Source organism: Flagellimonas sp. 2504JD1-5 (assembly GCF_053618295.1).
Genome location: NZ_JBSIOU010000002.1, coordinates 315,883 through 334,389 on the forward strand (window position 1 = coordinate 315,883; position 18,507 = coordinate 334,389).

General features: G+C 39.0%; 14 protein-coding genes. 10 read left to right on the top strand and 4 right to left on the bottom strand.

Translation table 11 applies throughout. The features are described 5' to 3' along the window. The first annotated feature begins 21 nt into the window (after nt 1–21). The 3 genes from ACULLG_RS10865 (at nt 22) to ACULLG_RS10875 (ending at nt 4,250) form a co-directional block, all read left to right on the top strand. Nucleotides 22–2,424: a zinc-dependent metalloprotease gene (locus ACULLG_RS10865; RefSeq protein WP_452126812.1), complete on the top strand. Its 2,403-nt coding sequence runs from the start codon at nt 22–24 to the stop codon at nt 2,422–2,424. 59 nt (nt 2,425–2,483) lie between these two features. Further along, complete coding sequence (locus ACULLG_RS10870) at nt 2,484–3,512, top strand: threonine aldolase family protein (protein ID WP_452126813.1); 1,029 nt, start codon at nt 2,484–2,486, stop codon at nt 3,510–3,512. Nucleotides 3,513–3,668: 156 nt separating this feature from the next. Next, a complete protein-coding gene (locus ACULLG_RS10875; RefSeq protein WP_452126814.1) occupies nt 3,669–4,250 on the top strand; it encodes a TetR/AcrR family transcriptional regulator in 582 nt (193 codons plus the stop codon). 10 nt (nt 4,251–4,260) lie between these two features. Here the strand turns inward: ACULLG_RS10875 and ACULLG_RS10880 are convergent, their stop codons facing one another. Beyond that, the gene (locus ACULLG_RS10880) at nt 4,261–4,587 is read right to left on the bottom strand and encodes a YbaB/EbfC family nucleoid-associated protein (RefSeq protein ID WP_452126815.1); all 327 of its coding nucleotides are present in this window, start codon (nt 4,585–4,587) and stop codon (nt 4,261–4,263) included. 60 nt (nt 4,588–4,647) lie between these two features. On the opposite strand from ACULLG_RS10880, the gene ACULLG_RS10885 reads away from it, so the two are divergent. The 3 genes from ACULLG_RS10885 (at nt 4,648) to ACULLG_RS10895 (ending at nt 9,284) form a co-directional block, all read left to right on the top strand. Beyond that, nucleotides 4,648–6,786: a S9 family peptidase gene (locus ACULLG_RS10885; RefSeq protein WP_452126816.1), complete on the top strand. Its 2,139-nt coding sequence runs from the start codon at nt 4,648–4,650 to the stop codon at nt 6,784–6,786. Between the two features lie 72 nt (nt 6,787–6,858). Then, complete coding sequence (locus tag ACULLG_RS10890) at nt 6,859–7,899, top strand: PLP-dependent cysteine synthase family protein (RefSeq protein WP_452126817.1); 1,041 nt, start codon at nt 6,859–6,861, stop codon at nt 7,897–7,899. 125 nt (nt 7,900–8,024) lie between these two features. After that, entirely contained in the window at nt 8,025–9,284 is a 1,260-nt protein-coding gene (locus ACULLG_RS10895; RefSeq protein WP_452126818.1) for an aminotransferase class I/II-fold pyridoxal phosphate-dependent enzyme, read from the top strand. A 26-nt stretch (nt 9,285–9,310) separates the two neighbouring features. On the opposite strand, the gene ACULLG_RS10900 is transcribed toward ACULLG_RS10895, so the two are convergent. Together ACULLG_RS10900 and ACULLG_RS10905 are read right to left on the bottom strand one after the other, a co-directional pair. Then, on the bottom strand, nt 9,311–10,429 hold the full coding sequence (locus tag ACULLG_RS10900; RefSeq protein ID WP_452126819.1) for a GTP cyclohydrolase: 1,119 nt from the start codon (nt 10,427–10,429) through the stop codon (nt 9,311–9,313). A 66-nt stretch (nt 10,430–10,495) separates the two neighbouring features. Further along, nucleotides 10,496–11,479, bottom strand: coding sequence for a transporter (locus ACULLG_RS10905; RefSeq protein WP_452126820.1), 984 nt, complete (start codon nt 11,477–11,479; stop codon nt 10,496–10,498). Between the two features lie 85 nt (nt 11,480–11,564). Between ACULLG_RS10905 and ACULLG_RS10910 the strand changes: the two genes are divergently transcribed. The 4 genes from ACULLG_RS10910 to ACULLG_RS10925 are packed head-to-tail and all read left to right on the top strand — an operon-like array spanning nt 11,565 to nt 17,013. Then, a complete protein-coding gene (locus tag ACULLG_RS10910; protein WP_452126821.1) occupies nt 11,565–11,825 on the top strand; it encodes a DUF4834 family protein in 261 nt (86 codons plus the stop codon). A gap of 24 nt (nt 11,826–11,849) precedes the next feature. Continuing rightward, the gene (locus tag ACULLG_RS10915; RefSeq protein ID WP_452126822.1) at nt 11,850–14,285 is read left to right on the top strand and encodes a YfhO family protein; all 2,436 of its coding nucleotides are present in this window, start codon (nt 11,850–11,852) and stop codon (nt 14,283–14,285) included. After that, entirely contained in the window at nt 14,285–15,568 is a 1,284-nt protein-coding gene (locus tag ACULLG_RS10920; RefSeq protein WP_452126823.1) for a glycosyltransferase family 4 protein, read from the top strand. The genes ACULLG_RS10915 and ACULLG_RS10920 overlap by 1 nt, the downstream gene beginning before the upstream one ends. Next, complete coding sequence (locus ACULLG_RS10925) at nt 15,553–17,013, top strand: lipopolysaccharide biosynthesis protein (protein WP_452126824.1); 1,461 nt, start codon at nt 15,553–15,555, stop codon at nt 17,011–17,013. The genes ACULLG_RS10920 and ACULLG_RS10925 overlap by 16 nt, the downstream gene beginning before the upstream one ends. A gap of 104 nt (nt 17,014–17,117) precedes the next feature. Here the strand turns inward: ACULLG_RS10925 and ACULLG_RS10930 are convergent, their stop codons facing one another. After that, nucleotides 17,118–18,395, bottom strand: coding sequence for a hypothetical protein (locus tag ACULLG_RS10930; RefSeq protein ID WP_452126825.1), 1,278 nt, complete (start codon nt 18,393–18,395; stop codon nt 17,118–17,120). Nucleotides 18,396–18,507 lie beyond the last annotated feature (112 nt).

Genomic DNA, 18,507 nt, shown 5'->3' on the forward strand with positions numbered 1-18,507 from the left:
TTAGCAAGAACTCTTTTTGATATGAAAAATTACTTTGTTTCTATTCTTACGATTGCATTGACAATTGGTTTTGTAAATGCTCAAAATTTTGAAAAAACCAAGAATTACCAAAAATTCAATGGGTATTTTAATTTCTATTACGATGATGTCACTGATAAAGTCTTTTTGGAGGTTGACGAGCTGGAGAAAGAATTTTTGTATGTGTATTCCCTTAGTAGTGGAATAGGGAGCAATGATATTGGATTGGATAGAGGCCAGCTGGGTAACGAACAAGTAGTTTTGTTTAGAAAAGCTGGAAATAAGTTATTGTTGGTGCAACCAAATTTAAAGTTCAGGGCAATAACACAAAACGAGCTGGAGCGAAAATCTGTAGAACAAGCCTTTGCAAAATCGGTGCTTCATGGGTTTAAAATTGAAGAAGAATCCAAAGGGAATTATTTAATCGATATCACTGATTTCTTAATGCGTGATGCCCATGGTGTCTCCAATAGGTTGAAAAGAACCAAACAAGGATCTTATAGCTTGGATGTGTCCAAAAGTGCATTGGCATTTGAACGCACCAAGGCATTTCCAAAAAATGTTGAGTTTGATGTGACGCTAACCTTTAAAGGTAACCCAGAAGGGGATTGGATTCGTTCCGTTGCACCGAACCCCGCATTGGTGACCGTGGCACAGCACCATTCCCTTATTGAATTGCCTGATGATAATTATGAGAAAAGAACATTCGACCCCCGTTCTGGCTCTAATCTATTCTCGTATTATGATTATTCAACCCCAGTGCAAGAACCGATTCTAAAACGCTATATAACACGACATCGCCTAAAGAAGAAAAACCCAAATGCAGATGTCAGCGAGGCGGTTGAACCGATTATTTATTATTTGGATAATGGCACCCCAGAACCTGTACGTTCCGCTTTGCTGGATGGTGGGAGATGGTGGAACCAAGCTTTTGAAGCAATTGGCTACAAAGATGCCTTTCAATTGAAAATATTGCCTGACAATGCCGATCCGATGGACGTTAGGTATAATGTTATTCAATGGGTTCACCGTTCAACCAGAGGTTGGAGTTATGGGATGAGTGTAAAGGACCCGAGGACTGGAGAGATCATAAAAGGTCATGTTAGTTTGGGTAGTCTTCGCATTCGCCAGGATTTTTTAATTGCCCAAGCGTTAATGAACAAACCATTTGCCGAACGCGACGATAATTACCAACCGATGTTGGAAATGGCTTTGGCCCGAATTCGTCAATTGTCCGCACATGAAATTGGACATACCTTAGGTTTTGCACATAATTTTGCGGCAAGCACAAATGGAAGGGCTTCGGTAATGGATTATCCGCATCCACAATTCACATTGAATGGAGAGAATATCGATTTTAGCAATGCTTACGATACCAATATTGGGGCGTGGGATAAGGTAACCGTGGCCTATTCCTATTCAGATTTTCCTAATAACACCAATGAAAAAGATGAATTGAATGCCATTTTGAAAAAAGCCCAGAATGATGGTCTTAGATATATATCTGATCAAGATGCCAGACCAAGGGGAGGCGCACATGCCTTAGCTCACCTATGGGATAATGGAAGAAATGCTTCGCAAGAATTGGAAAATGTATTGAAGGTTAGAAAGGCAGCTATTGACAATTTTTCTATGGACAATATCCGAACAGGAGAACCCAATTCCGTTTTGGAAGATGTGTTTGCACCACTCTACTTCTTCCATAGGTATCAGACCGAAGCAGTTTCAAAACTTATTGGTGGCCTAGACTACAATTATTCCGTAAAAGGAGATGGTCAGCGAACGGTATATCCCATAAGCCAGGCAAGCCAGGAAAACGCTTTGAAAATAATTTTAAAGACTTTGGATGCATCGGAAATTGCCGTTCCAAAGGAAAAATTGGAACTATTCCCTCCCCGGGCAATTGGTTATGGCAAGTCTCGAGAATCGTTTAATGGTAGAAGTGGAGTTGCTTTCGATGCTTTGTCCGCTGCGGAAACAGCGGCAGATATGACATTGGGTTTGTTATTGCATCCAGAGCGCGCATCTAGACTTATTCAGCAAAAGAGTTTAGATAAAGATCAAATAGATTTAGCTCAACTAATGGAAAAACTAATAGAAAACACCATTGAAGAGAACCATAAAGATTCGTATTTGAACCAAGTGCAACATACCATAAACTTCAGGGTACTGTATCATATTATGAATTTAGCCGCACACAAACAGGTACATCCACAGGTTAATGCAGTTGCCCATGAATCACTTCGGGCACTTAAAGTTTCATTGTTGAGCAATGGTCGAAATCCGATTGCTGTTGAAATGGTAAGAAGAATAGATGCCTTTACCAAAGCTCCTGACAGTTTTAAAGTGATTCCAGCTCCAAAAATTCCGGATGGATCACCAATAGGAATGGATTGTTTTCATTAACGGAGAAGTTGTATCGAACTAACACAATAATCTAACTATCCAAGTATCCGACCGGCAAAATGGAAATAAACCTGATCAGCGACACCGTTACAAAACCTACACCAGGAATGCTCGAGGCAATTATGACTGCAAAAGTAGGAGACGATGTTTTTAAAAATGACCCCAGCGTTAACGCTTTAGAAGAAAAAGTGGCCAACTACTTCGGGATGGAAGCGGCCTTGTTTTTTCCAAGCGGCACCATGGCCAACCAAACTGCCATTAAATTACATACCAACCCTGGAGAACAACTCATTTGCGATAAATATGCCCATGTTTACAATTATGAAGGCGGAGGAGTAAGTTTCAACAGCGGCGTGTCTTGCAAACTGGTAGATGGACATAGAGGGATGATGACCTCGGAGCAAGTGGCACAATCTATAAATCCGCCAGATTTTTACCATAGCCCTTTAACCTCTTTAGTATGTATAGAGAACACCACCAATAAAGGAGGTGGTGCTTGTTGGGATTTTGACGAGCTTAAAAAAATAAGAACTATTTGTGATTCAAACGGATTAAACTACCATTTGGATGGAGCAAGAATCTGGAATGCCTTGGTTGCGAAACAGGAAAACCCAAAAGATTACGGAAACCTCTTTGATTCCATTAGTGTGTGTTTGAGCAAGGGATTAGGTTGCCCGGTGGGCTCAGTTTTAGTGGGAAATAAAAAGTTGATTGATGCAGCGCTTCGTGTACGCAAAGTCCTGGGGGGAGGTATGCGACAATCCGGGTTTTTGGCAGCTGCCGGAATCTATGCTATGGACAATCATATTGATCGATTAGCGGATGACCATCAGAAAGCAAAAGAAATTGGAGTAGCTTTAAAGGGAATGGAATGTATTCAAAAAGTAGAACCCATTGAAACCAACATTATCATTTTTGAGTTGGATGAATCTAAGATTTCTTCTGAGAATTTTCTGTCAAAACTTAAAAAAAGTAATATTTCCATTATAGGTATGGGACAAGGAAAACTTCGTATGGTCACGCATTTGGACTATACCGATGCAATGCACTCCAAAATGCTTGATATTCTTGGCGAAATGGCTATTTGAAAATCGTATAAGACGATACTTTTTAATGTTGTTTTAATAGAAAAAACAAACATTTTACAATACAAGGGGCAAAACAGCGGTCTACCAACACTAGATAAATTCCTAGCATATTTTTATATTTATCTAGATGAAGATTTGAAAGATAGCTAAATATCAATGAAAAATTCCCCAGAACTCAACTCCCTAATCGATTGTGCTTCCAATCTTTTTTATAATAATGGATATATGGGCACCACTATTGACCAAATAATTGAAAAAGCCAACGTATCCAGGGCCACATTCGATAATTATTTTGAATCTAAACAGCACATTTGTGTCGCACATTTAAGATATAGAAATGAGGAGTTTATAAAGGCGGTCAATGTTTATGTAAATCAAGCTCCAAAGGGCAAGGCGAAAATTATGGCACTGTTCCAGTATATGGAACTTTTTTTTCAAATGGAGGATTTTAACGGGTGTTGGAATATAAAAGCATTCTCAGAAATCCCAAAAGATGAAACCTTGGTACGTGAGGAGATCTTAGCCCAAAAAAACGGATTGATAGCCTTTGTAGAACAACTGATACAGGAAAATTTTTTACCTGTCAATGAAAAAGACCTTAAACAACTGGTTCAACAAATATATCTTGTACTGGAAAGCGCGGTCATTGAAAGTAACCTGCATGGTAAGGAGTGGCCTATTACAAGAGCAAAAGAACTATGTTCCCAAATTTTGGATTTGAGAACGGTTCAGGTATAAACAAAGCACTTTATTTAAACAAAGAATCCATTCCAGGGATATTGGGCATACCTTCCTTTGCAACGGCTGACAGTTCGGTCTCATTAACATTTGTTGCCTTATCAATAGCTTTGTTCAGGGTCAAAACCAGATAATCTTCCAGTTCCTCCTTATTTTGCAACAAGGTATCATCTATAACAATGGATTTGATTTCCCTATTTGCAGTAATGGTCACCTTTATCTTGCCATCAGAAGAATTCTCATCAATAAGAACCGTATTTAACCGTTCTTTGGTCGCCTTCACTTTTTCCTGGGTTTCCTTGAGTTTACCCATCATTCCCATGAAATCTCCGAACATAATCTTGAATTTAAAGCAATATTGAGTTCAAAAGTAATAATTTGGCATAAATCAAAATCGATGAAACACCTTGTTTTTAAAAGTAGTTTTTTTACGGTATGTCTTATTTTTGCAGGTTCCTGTCAAAAGAGTAAAGAAAAGACGATGAGTAATATACCTCCTATTGCAAAAAAGAAACCGACCAAACTTGAGAAACATGGAGATCGAAGAGTTGATGACTACTATTGGATGAACAACAGGGAGGACCAAGAAGTTTTGGATTATTTGAACGCAGAGAACGTCTACTATGAGGAGATGACCTCGCATACCAAAAAGTTTCAGGATTCACTGTTTCAAGAGATGAAATCTCGAATAAAAGAAGATGATACATCTGTTCCCTACAAATACAATGGCTATTGGTACATCACCAAATATCAGACGGACCAGGAATACCCCATCTATTTACGCCGCGCCAACAATATGGATTCGGTGGATGAACTGATGTTCGATTGTAATGAAATGGCCAAAGACCATGAATTCTTTAATTTAAGGGGTATTTCCATTAGTCCAGACAATACCTTGGCTTCATTTGCTACCGATACCGTTTCCAGAAGGCAGTACACCATTCAAATAAAAAATCTGGAAACAGGTGAGATTTATGATGACAAAGTTGAAAACACCACCGGAAGTTCCGTTTGGGGTAATGATGGCAGAACATTGTTCTACGCAAAAAAGGACCCGGTTACTCTTCGTTCGGATAAGATTTATAGACATACCTTAGGAACTTCAGAAACTGAGGACAAGCTGGTATTTCATGAAAAAGATTCCACCTTTAATACTTTTGTCTATAAAACCAAATCCAAGAAATATTTGGTAATTGGTTCTGTAAGTACGCTTACGTCTGAATATCAAATTTTAGATGCTGATGACCCCAACGGTGATTTTAAGATATTTTCTCCAAGGAAGAGGGGTGTTGAATATTCCATTTCCCATTATAATGGCAACTTTTTTGTGTTAACCAATAAAGACGAAGCTACCAATTTTAAGCTGATGAGGACCACGGATGAAAAAACTGATGCTGCCTTTTGGGAAGAGTTTATTCCGCATCGCGAAAACGTGCTTTTAGAAGACGTAGATATTTTTAAGGACTATTATGTGCTTTCGGAACGGGAAAATGGATTGAATAAGCTCAAGATTGTCCGATGGGACAACTCGGAAAGCTATTATTTGCCCTTTGAAAGTGAAACTTATGTGGCAGGGGCCTCGGTTAACCTCGATTTTGACACCAAAGAGTTGCGCTATTATTATAATGAAATGGGTGCACCGTATGCGGTTATCGATTTCAATATGGAAAGGAAAACCAAAAAAGTACTCAAAGAACAAGAGGTTTTGGGTGGTAAATTCAACAAATCCAATTATCGCACTGAGCGATTATGGGCCACTGCCAGAGATGGTGTTAAAATACCCATTTCCTTGGTCTACCATAAAGATGTGAGATTCGACGGCACCGATCCACTGCTTCAATATGCCTATGGTTCATACGGAAGTACCATAGACCCTTATTTTTCATCTATCAGATTGAGTTTGTTGGACAGGGGATTTATCTATGCCATAGCGCATATCCGAGGAGGTGAGTATTTAGGAAGACCTTGGTACGAGGACGGAAAACTTCTAAATAAAAAGAACACGTTTACCGACTTTGTTGATTGTTCCAAATATTTGATAGCGAAAAAGTATACAAGCTCCGAGCATTTATATGCCAGCGGGGGTTCGGCTGGAGGACTATTGATGGGGGCAGTGGTAAATATGGCCCCAGAGCTGTATAAAGGTGTTATCGCTGCAGTTCCATTTGTAGATGTAGTAACCACGATGCTGGATTCATCCATTCCACTTACCACTGGGGAATACGATGAATGGGGAGATCCGAATAAAAAAGAATATTACGAGTACATGAAATCTTATTCACCATATGACAATGTAGCGTCAAAAGCATATCCAAATATGTATGTTTCTACAGGTCTACATGATTCTCAAGTACAGTATTGGGAACCGGCAAAATGGGTTGCAAAGCTACGTGAATACAAAACCGATGAGAATTTATTGTTTTTGGATACCAATATGGATGCAGGGCACGGTGGAGCATCGGGTAGGTTCGAATCTTTGAGGGAAACTGCCAAAGAATACGCTTTTATCCTTGATTTGGAAGGAAAAACCCCTTAAAATAAAAAATACTATTTTTGTGCCTGATAAATCGGAAAGAAATTTCAGATATGTCCTTACCTAAACCCAGTTATGAGAAAACAGATAAATGCGCATAGCAATATTCTTGATTTAATTGGAAATACCCCCCTAGTTGAGCTTAACAAAATTGCCAAGCCCCTTACAGGAAACTTTTATGCCAAGGTTGAGTCTTTTAACCCTGGTCATTCCTCAAAAGATAGGATTGCAGTTTACATTATAGAAGAAGCTGAGCGTAAAGGATTGCTCAAGCCAGGAAGTACAATTATAGAAACTACGTCCGGTAATACTGGTTTCAGCTTGGCCATGGTGAGTATTGTAAAAGGATATAAATGTATTTTGGCGGTTAGTTCAAAATCATCTCCAGATAAAATAGACATGCTTCGTTCCATGGGAGCAAAAGTGTATGTGTGTCCGGCGCACGTAAGTGCGGATGATCCAAGGTCATATTATGAAGTAGCCAAACGTCTTCATAAGGAAACCAAGGACTCCGTTTACATCAACCAATATTTTAACGAACTCAACATAGAGGCACACTACCATACAACTGGCCCTGAGATTTGGGAACAGACCAATGGAGCCATTACGCATTTGGTGGCTTGTAGTGGTACTGGTGGAACTATTTCTGGTATTGCACGATATTTAAAAGAACAAAACCCAGATGTTAAGGTTTTGGGAGTGGATGCCTACGGGTCCGTACTCAAAAAATATCATGAAACAGGCGAATTTGACCATAATGAGGTATATCCTTACCGAATTGAGGGATTAGGGAAAAATTTGATTCCCGATGCCACCGATTTTAACAGTATTGACCGTTATGTAAAGGTTACCGATGGTGAAAGTGCCCATATGGCCCGAAAAATAGCCCATACCGAAGGTATTTTTGTTGGATACACCAGTGGTGCCGCGATGCAGGCCTTGTATCAATTAAATACAGAAGGAGAATTTTCGGAAGACAGTAATGTTGTGGTTATTTTTCCAGACCATGGGTCTAGGTATATGAGTAAGGTGTATAGCAACGAATGGATGGAAAACCAAGGGTTTTTCGATATTCAGAATGCCGAAACACCTGAAAAAATAGAATACATCAAGTAAACTACTAGCTTATTATATATATTGGAACGACAATGATTTTCATTGTCGTTTTTTTATATGGAAACATTAGTTATGTGAGCTTGGTAAAAATATATATTTTTGCAGTTCAATCAATTTTAAGGTAGATGAGAGATTTATTTGATAGAATCATTGAGAATAAGGGGCCGTTGGGAAAATGGGCATCGCAAGCGGAAGGTTATTTTGTGTTCCCAAAATTAGAAGGTCCAATCTCCAATAGAATGAAGTTTCAAGGAAAAGAGGTCATTACATGGAGTATCAATGATTACCTGGGACTCGCCAATTTACCAGAAATAAAAAAGGTTGATGGGGATGCGGCATATGAGCATGGAGCAGCTTTTCCAATGGGAGCTCGTATGATGAGCGGTCATACTGATTACCATGAGCAATTAGAGCAGGAACTTGCTGCTTTTGTGAATAAAGAAGCCTCTTATTTGCTGAATTTTGGCTACCAGGGATTTATGTCAGTGATTGATGCCTTGGTATCAAAAGATGATATTATTGTTTATGATGTAGACTGTCATGCATGTATTATTGATGGAGTTCGTTTGCATATGGGTAAACGTTTCACTTTCAAACATAATAACGTAGAAAGCCTCGAGAAAAACTTGGAACGGGCTACCAAAATGGCCACAGAAACAGGTGGGGGAATATTGGTGATATCAGAGGGAGTTTTCGGAATGAGGGGTGAACAGGGCATCCTTAAAGAAATCGTTGAGCTTAAAAAGAAATTTAAATTTAGACTACTTGTTGACGACGCACATGGCTTTGGAACACTTGGAAAAACTGGAGCCGGGGCAGGTGAGGAGCAAGGAATACAAGATGATATTGATGTGTACTTGGCCACATTTGCCAAATCGATGGCGGGAATCGGGGCTTTTGTTGCCGCCGACCAAGAGATTATCGAGTACTTAAAGTACAATCTACGGTCTCAGATGTTTGCCAAATCCTTACCCATGGTCTATGTAAAAGGAGCATTGAAGCGTTTAGACATGTTGCGTACCATGCCCGAACTCAAAGCGAAACTTTGGGAGAATGTAAATGCACTTCAAAATGGTCTAAAAGAACGCGGTTTTGATATCGGGACCACCTCAAGCTGTGTTACACCTGTATATTTGAACGGAAGTATACCAGAAGCTATGGCGCTGGTTAAAGACCTTCGTGAAAATTATGGAATATTCTGCTCTATAGTGGTTTATCCTGTTATACCTAAAGGATTGATTTTACTAAGAATGATTCCTACGGCAACCCACACACTGCAGGATATTGAAGAAACTTTGGTTGCCTTCTCTGCAATCAGAGAACGTTTGCAAAATGGCACCTATAAAAGATTATCCGCTGCTGTAGCCGCTGCTATGGGAGAATAGCAGATATTTAATATTGAACATAGAAATTAAAGATTCCTACGATAGGTTCGCCGTCTTTTGTGCGTAACAGGATCAAAATGTTTCCAAATTTGTCGTATTGCAACATTTTCCTCCAGCTCTGGGGTACGGATGCAATTTATGATTCCTTTTTCTTGAAAAGTCTTGTAATATTCATTGAAAATAACGGCTGTAACTCCCTTATTTTGATATTCTGGATGTATACCTATTAAGTAAAAAATAACGTCCTTACTATGTTTCTTGGCTTTGAGCAAATGGAAGATACCACTTGGAAATAATTTCCCATTGGCCTTTTGCAGTGCTTGGGAGAATGATGGCATAACTATGGCAAAAGCCACCAATTGATCCTCTTGGTCAACAACAAATTTGATGTATTCCGGATTTATAAAACTGATATACTTCTTTTTAAAATATTCTTTTTGGACGTCTGTAATTTTTACAAAAGATGCTAGCGCTGCGTATGAATCATTGAACAAGTCAAACATTTTGTCCACCCAGGGCATGATTTCTTTGCTGCTTGTGAAGTTCAACTCTTTAAGCCCATATCTTTTTTTGATTAGAATATTGGCCTTGTAAAATATTTTGGGGTCGGCATTGGCAAACAAAAATTTGTTCTCCAAATATTCCTTTTCCTTTATGAAACCATGTTCTTTATAATGGGATTGATAGTAAGGATGGTTATACCATGTAATCATATTTCCGATATGGTCAAAACCCTCGGTAAGCACACCTACTTTGTCCAAATTTGAAAAGCCAACAGGGCCCTCCATATATTCCAATTGATTGGTTTGACCAATTTCAGAGACCTTGTCCAGAAGTGCTTTGGAAACTTCGAAATCATCTATAAAATCAAACCACCCAAAACGCATTTTTTTGATTTTCTGTTCATTTACTTCCAGCCAATTGATGATTGCTGCAATCCTTCCAACAAGGTCACCGTCCTTATAGGCTAAAAAGAAAGTAGCTTCGGCATTTTTGAAAACTGGGTTTTTAGCAGGGTCAAAAGATTCCATCTCATCTTTGATGATTGGGGGGACCCAATAGGGCGAACCTTTGTAAAGTTTGAAGGGGAATTTTACAAATTTCTTAATATCAGCTTTAGAAGTTACCTGTTTTAGGTTGACCATACATTAAATTTTGCAAGGTCAATAATAGGAATATTATCAGCAGAAGAAAAATGATACTGACAAAACTTAAAAATCTAGTTTATCTTTTTTCTTTTTGGTTTTCTTTCTACGTTTCTTTTTCATATCCTTTTTACGGATTTTACCATTTTGACCAGCTTTTTGTTCGTCTATTGGGACCAAAGTATCCTTATGAAAGTCCAGTCGGTAAGAAAAACCTAGAACCGCAAAAATGCGGGATGGGGAATTCTGAAAACCAGAACCCATATGTAAATCTGCCTGAAAGTTCTCATTGACCAAATAGGCCACACCGGTTCGCAACAAAATATCTTTGTAACGATCACTGGTTATACCCTGATTTTCAACAAAAACACTCCATTTGGGATTTCTAAAGGCATGCGTGAGGGAAACAGCATAGCTCAGTTCTGGGAAATCAGTTCCGATTCTATCGTAGGCAAAATTGGAAATAAGTACAAATCTTGGCGATAAACGACTCTGGGTGGCAATGGCACCCCGATAGGAGACAACGGGATCACCAACATAAAAAGGATTGTCCCCAAGCGTAAAAGTGGCCCCGCCATAAAGGGATACCGCCGGAATTAGATTTTTCCATTGGAAAACATTATTGGCTCTCCAGCTATACAAATTGGGTTTATTGTTCTCTGGATTCTTGAATGGGTCGAAAACCAAAAACTTAAGCCCTAATCTATTTCTTGAAAAATCAGTCCGTCTTTCATCAGTGCCCGTATTGGTAAAAGTTACATTTTGCGAGATAAAAGACCCCTCCCAATTGATTTCCAATGATTCAAAAAGTAATCCGTAGCGCAGCGAAACATCAGTTCCCAAAATATTAGAATCAGTTCCTAAATTTGCATTATCTCTTTGCTCATAAACCAAACCCATCTCAGCCTGGACCACATTTTTGCCAACAGCGTAGGCACTTACAGCTCTTCCAGGCCTATTGGAATTTATCACATCCGTGTATTGAGCATTGATAAAAAACGGAATTGCACAAAGAAATAAGGGGGTCTTTTTTAAAAGGGAGAAATCCATATAACCGATTTTAATACTATTTTATGATACTTTCAATTGATTTGAAGGACTAACAATGTAATTTTGATTCAATAGTTATTGTTATATGGTTTTACTACAAACGATATTAGTAGCAATATTAGTATACTACGCGCTTAAATTGCTCGCAAAATGGTTGATGCCCAAACTGTTCAATTATGCTGTAAAGAAAACCCAACAGCGATTTGGACAGGAATTCGGTAATTATCAAGACTTTGGCCAGAATGCCCGCAAAGAAGAGGAGACAACAATTTCCAAAAAACCTTTTAAAAAATCCAATCCCTCAAAAAAAGTTGGAGAATATATAGATTTTGAAGAAATTGACTAATATTTGTCTATTCAAAATCTATCCATGAATCTTTCCCCAAAAGCCATTATTACCAGTATTTGTGTAATAGCTTTCTTTATAGTGGCATCACTGCTATATTTTTATCCTGTGCTTCAGGGCAAGGCCATATTCCAATCCGATATAGCCCAATATAAAGGAATGGCCAAAGAGCGTAACGACTACAAAGAACTTACAGGAGAAGAGTCTTATTGGACCAACAGTGCTTTCGGTGGAATGCCCACATACCAATTGGGAGCAAATTATCCGCATGATTATATTAAAAAATTGGACCGGTTGATTCGTTTTTTACCCAGACCAGCGGATTACCTTTTTCTCTACTTTATAGGATTCTATATTTTAATGTTATGCCTTAAGGTCGAATACCGTTTAGCTATTTTAGGGTCGTTGGCCTTTGGCTTTTCAACTTATCTTATCATAATTCTTGGGGTGGGGCATAATGCCAAGGCTCATGCGCTGGGTTATATTCCCATGGTGTTGGGTGGAATTGTTCTGGTGTTTCGAAAAAAATACCTGCTTGGATTTATTCTTACCGCCTTGGCAATGGCGCTCGAAATAAGCGCCAATCACTATCAGATGACCTACTACTTTATGCTGTTGGTTCTGATTTTAGGGTTGGTTCGCCTCATTTATGCCATAAAGGATAAAGAATTGAAACACTTTTTAGCCTCGGTCGGGATTTTAATTTTGGCCGTTGCACTTTCCATAGCGACCAACGCAACCGGACTTTTGGCCACCAAACAATATGCGGATTGGAGCACAAGGGGAAAATCGGAATTGACCATAAATCCCGATGGAACACCTAAGGTGGCTACTAGTGGATTGGATTATGATTACATCACCCAATATAGTTATGGTATTGCCGAATCTCTTGATTTGTTTTCACCAAGACTGTTTGGAGGCTCAGGTAACGAAGACCTTGGAAAAAAATCGAAAGTTTATGAATATCTTACTGGACAGGGACTATCCCCGTCCAGAGCGTTGGAGCTTTCAACTGGTTTGCCATTGTATTGGGGAGATCAACCCATTGTTGCAGCGCCGGCCTATGTAGGTGCTATAATTATTTTTTTGTTTTTCCTTGGACTTTTCACTGTAAATGGGAAAAAGAAATGGTGGTTGTTCGCTGGTGTTGTTCTGTCCTTGTTGTTATCATGGGGCAAGAACTTTCCAGCCCTTACCAATTTTATGATCGATTATTTTCCACTCTATAACAAATTCCGTGCGGTCTCATCCATACAAGTAGTGTTGGAACTTTGTCTTCCAGTTTTGGGAATTTTGGGCGTGAGGGAACTTTTTAGGTCGAAATTGAATCAAGGGCAAAAACTTCAAGCCCTAAAACTAAGTTTCTTTATCACCCTCGGATTGGGAGTTTTTATCTTTTTGCTCAAAGGATTTTTTGATTTTCAAGGATTACGAGACGAAACATATAGAGGTTATTTCGGGGATGAATTGATGACCATGATCCAACGTGATCGTGAGGCTGTTTATATTAGCGATACCATTCGTTCTTTGATTTATGTGGCATTGGCGGCTACGGCACTTTGGTTTTTTATCAAAGATAAAATAGGAAAGAATGTTGTGGCCCTTGCGTTGGGTGTTCTAATTTTATTTGATTTGGTGGGAGTGAACCTCCGCTATGTGAACAAGGATGATTTTGTTCGTCAACGAAACGTAAACACCCCATTTCAGGCAAGTCAGTTGGATAATTTGATTCAACAAGACAATTCTAATTTCAGGGTGTTTGACCCACAAGAAGGACTTAACGGTGCTAGAACATCCTATTTTCATAAATCCATTGGAGGCTATCACGCGGCTAAACCTCGCCAATTACAAGATTTATTTGAACATCATCTCTATCAGAATAATTTAGAGGTCCTGAACATGTTGAATGCAAAGTACATTATTCAACAAGATGAGGATGGAAACAGCTTTCCTGCAGTAAATGACAATGCCAACGGAAATGCATGGTTTATAGAAGAAGTTATCCCGGTTAGCTCGGCCAATGCAGAGATTCAAGCTTTAAAGGAGGAGTTTGATTCAAAATTGGAGGTGGTGGTCAACACTAAGGCAAACCCAACAGTTACTAAATTGAGCTATGAATTGGATTCTTTATCCGTTATAGATTTGGTTGATTACAGACCCAATTACTTGAAATATCAATCCAGCAATGCCAACACTGGATTTGCTGTGTTTTCCGAAATGCACTATCCGCACGATTGGCAGGCTTATATTGATGGAAAAGCAAGTCCACATTATAAAGTGAACTACGCTTTGAGGGGGATGAAGGTTCCTGCCGGAAAACACGAAATAGAGTTCAAGTTTGAGCCTGAGGTGGTTACATTAGGAAGCCAAATTAGTTTAGGAAGCAATATTTTACTCGGGTTGATTATTCTGGGAGGATTGGTATTTGCTTTTCTACCTAAAAAATCCAAAAGCGAATAATGCACAAAATTTTGGTCATAACATATTATTGGCCACCAGCAGGTGGACCAGGGGTACAACGATGGCTAAAATTTGTAAAATACCTTCCTGATTTTGGAATTGAACCCATTGTCTATGTTCCAGAAAATCCAACTTACCCCATAATCGATAAAAACCTTGTTGAAGAAGTGCCGGAAGGGATAAAAATTTTAAAGTACCCTATAAATGAGCCCTATTCCTGGGCAGGAATGCTCTCAAAGAAGAAAACCAAAACCATAAGCTCCGGAATCATCGAAGAAAAAAATTCTTCGTTGTTGGAGAAACTGTTGCTGTGGGTCCGAGGTAATCTTTTTATTCCAGATGCGCGCAAGTTTTGGGTGAAGCCTTCTATCAACTTCCTTTCCGACATTATTTCCAAAGAAAACATTACCACTATAATTACCACAGGACCTCCGCACAGTATACATCTTATTGGGCTTGGATTAAAGGAAAGAAACAAAGTTCAGTGGGTAGCCGATTTTCGAGATCCCTGGACCTCAATTGGGTATCATAAAAAACTTCGTTTGACGAAAACCTCCCAAAAAAAGCATAAAGCACTTGAAAAAGAGGTCTTGAACTTGACCGATAAAATTGTAGTGACCAGCAATACGACCAAAAGAGAGTTTGAGGGCATTACCTCGAAACCCATTAAAACAATTACCAATGGTTATGAAGGAACTCCGGACTCGGTTGCATTGGATGCAGACTTCACCATAGCACATATTGGCTCGTTGCTAACGGGAAGAAATCCCGATAATTTATGGGAAGCTTTAGGGGAATTGGTGAATGAGAATGAGACCTTTGCTGATAAATTAAGAATTAAGCTGGCTGGAGTCACCGGTAGGGAGACAATACATTCTTTAAAGCAAAATGGACTGGAAAACCACGTTCATCATTTGGGGTATATTTCGCATGACCAGGTTTTGGAATTACAAAAAAAATCACAGATCCTTTTATTGCTGGAGATTGATTCCCAGGAAACCAAAGGGATCATTCCTGGTAAAATGTTTGAATATTTTTGTGCAAAGAGACCGATTTTGGCTATTGGCCCCCAAGGATGGGAGGCCGGACAGATGGTAGAAGATGCAAAAGCCGGTGCATTCTGTGCACGAACAACCAAAGAAGAACTAAAAAGCTTACTTTTAAATTGGTTTGCGGCCTATCAAAAAGGAAATCTAAAAAGCGACACTGTTGGGATAGAGCAATACCACCGTAAAGAACTAACCAAACAACTGGCCAATTTTATCACATGGGAATCGTCTTAAAACAATCCTTTAAAAATACGGTTGTCACCTTTATCGGGTTTGGTTTTGGCGCCATTAATACTCTTTTCCTTTATACCAATATCCTTGATTCCAAGTACTACGGACTTGTGACCTTTATTTTGGCCACCGGAGCCATTTTGATGCCCATTATGGCATCAGGAGCGCATAACGGGTTGGTTAAATATTATAGTGGTCAAACCGATGCATCTAAAAATGGCTTTTTAACGCTTATCCTGCTTTCCCCTTTGCTTGTGATATTGCCCCTGGTTGTGATTGTATGGTTGGCCCATGAACCGATTGGAAACTTTTTGTCCGTAAAAAATGCATTGGTCAAGGACTATTTATGGTACCTGTTCCTAGTTGGATTCGCCATGGCATATTTTGAAGTATTCTACGCATGGAGCAAGGTGCATTTAAAATCCGTTTACGGTAATTTTCTGAAAGAGGTTTTTGGAAGAATATGCGTTTCGGTGTTGCTGGTGTTATTGTATGTTGACCTTATTTCGTTGGATTTCTTTTTGAAAGGAATTGTGGGCATATACCTTTTACGGACATTGTTAATGAATCTGTATGCCTTTAGTTTATATAAACCTGCCTTCGATTTTAAATTCCCTAAAGAAGCAAAGACGATAGTTGGATATGGATTGTTAATGGTAGTAGGGGGATCTGTAGCGCTTATTTTGTTGGAGATAGACAAATTCATGATCAACCAATTTAAGACCTTGGAAAATGTTGCTTACTATGGGGTGGCTGGTTATATAGCTACGAGTATCATAGTTCCTGCTAGGGCCATGAACCAGATTACCTACCCTATGACGGCCAATTATCTGAATGAAGGCAACTTGTTTGAGTTGGAAAATCTTTATAAAAAAACATCGCTCACTGCTTTTATTGCGTCTGGAATTCTTTTCGTCCTCATCATCTTAAATATTGGAGACCTCTATTTAATGCTGCCCGAGGAATATCGTGGTGGTCTAGTTATTATTGCGTTGATAGGAATGGCCAAAGTCTTGGATTCACTTTTGGGCAACGTAAATGCAATATTGTACTACTCGCAATTTTATAAATGGATATTGGTTCTGGGCGCATGTTTTGCAACAATCACCATTTTGCTCAACCTTTGGTTGATTCCCGTGTATGGAATTGAGGGTGCTGCCTTGGCCAGTTTTATTTCCATTTTGTTGTTTAACCTTTCCAAATTGGTATTTGTGAAATTGAAGTTTGGTTTCTTTCCGTTCTCCCGTGCAACATTTAAAGTACTGGCAACTTTACTGTTGTTGTTGGCTCTTTTTTATATGCTTCAATTTCCGTTTCATCCATTGATCAATATTGTTTTGAAATCGGCCATGATAACAGCGATGTATTTGGGTATTCTATTTCGCTTTGACATTTCTGAGGATGTAACCGGGGTGTTGTCTAAATGGTTGAAGAGGAGGGAGGAATAGTTTTCAATTCATACTTTAAAAGGAGTAGGTATAACGAAAAAAAGAACCCCGCAGCGGATAAATCCAACTACGGGGTAAACAACTAACCAACCTAAAAACTATCTTTATTGCACTCTTCGGGTACTTTTTGATCGCGTACCATTGGTGCTACTTCTTCTATAATTTGTGTTTCCAGAACTTCTTTTTACCGTGGTTCCGCTACTTCTGGAAACCGTTTTTCTTGGAACACTACTTTTGCTTGTTACCGACCTGCTTGTACTTTTTCTGCCCTGTGGCTTTCGGTATGTATTCGTAGTACTTCTAGTAACAGTTCTGCTTCTAGGAGTAGTTGTAACTTCTCTTTTGGTAACTGTTCTGCTTTGTGGCTTTCTAGTTACTTGTCTTTGAGTTACAGTTCTACTCTTATTATTTTTTGAAACAGTATTTCCTCTTCTATAAGTACCTTGTTTAACCGTACGGTCCGCACCTTGTCTTTGAGCTGTTGTTCTGCTATTATTGCTACTTCTAGAAACTGTGTTTCCTCTTCTATAATCACTTTGTTTTACAGTTCTACCAGCATCCGAACTTCTTTTTACTCGATTATTGGAACGACTTACCGCATTTCCTTTTCTGTAATCATAGTCATTAGATCCAATTCTTCGGTTACTTCTACCATAATCTCCACCATCTCTTCTTACACCATTGCCACGTCTTGTAACTCTTTTATCGTTTCTATAGATTTTATCCCTTCTATAGCTTCTGTCATTTCTATAGGTATTTCCAATAGAGGCATAAGCTCGTCTATGGTTATATCTATAGGGTCTGTGGTAGGTATAGCGTACAGGTGAGTAGTACCTTCTATAAGGTCTGTAGTACACGTTACAAAAGTTGACCGCAGGCCTTGCAAAATATCTATGGAACGGTCTGTACACATAATGCCTGTTATAAATATTGATAAATCCTGTACAGTGGCTAAACACACCTCCGTTATAATAAACATTTAACCCACCAACTCTACGTACTCTGCCATTTCTGTACCATACATCTACACCTCCAACTTGGGATACGCGTCCGTAATAGTCGTAATAAATGGGAATGTTCTCTACCTGGATCACAGCACCATAATCATCGTACTGCACAAAAGGGTTATAGTTATATCCTGAATTGAAGGTAATACCGACATTACCTATTCGGGCACCAACTCCAACATTTACCTGATTATCGATGTAAAAATCGAACTCTCCATCAGGGTAAACTGAAAAAGTTACCCCACCTTCTACAAAAATGAAGGAGTTTCCGTATCGATAAGCACTTGATATAAACGTCTTATCTTCCATGGTTGCGGCTGTAGTGCTTGGAACTCCCAGCAAGACCGCTGCTATAATGAGTACTAACTTTTTCATACTATCCGATTTTAAATTCTGAATGCAACTATTTACATTCCGAAAAGTAAATACCAAACAGCGTGCCAAAAAAACAATAAAAACCTTAAGTTGCTGTAAATGAATCTATTAA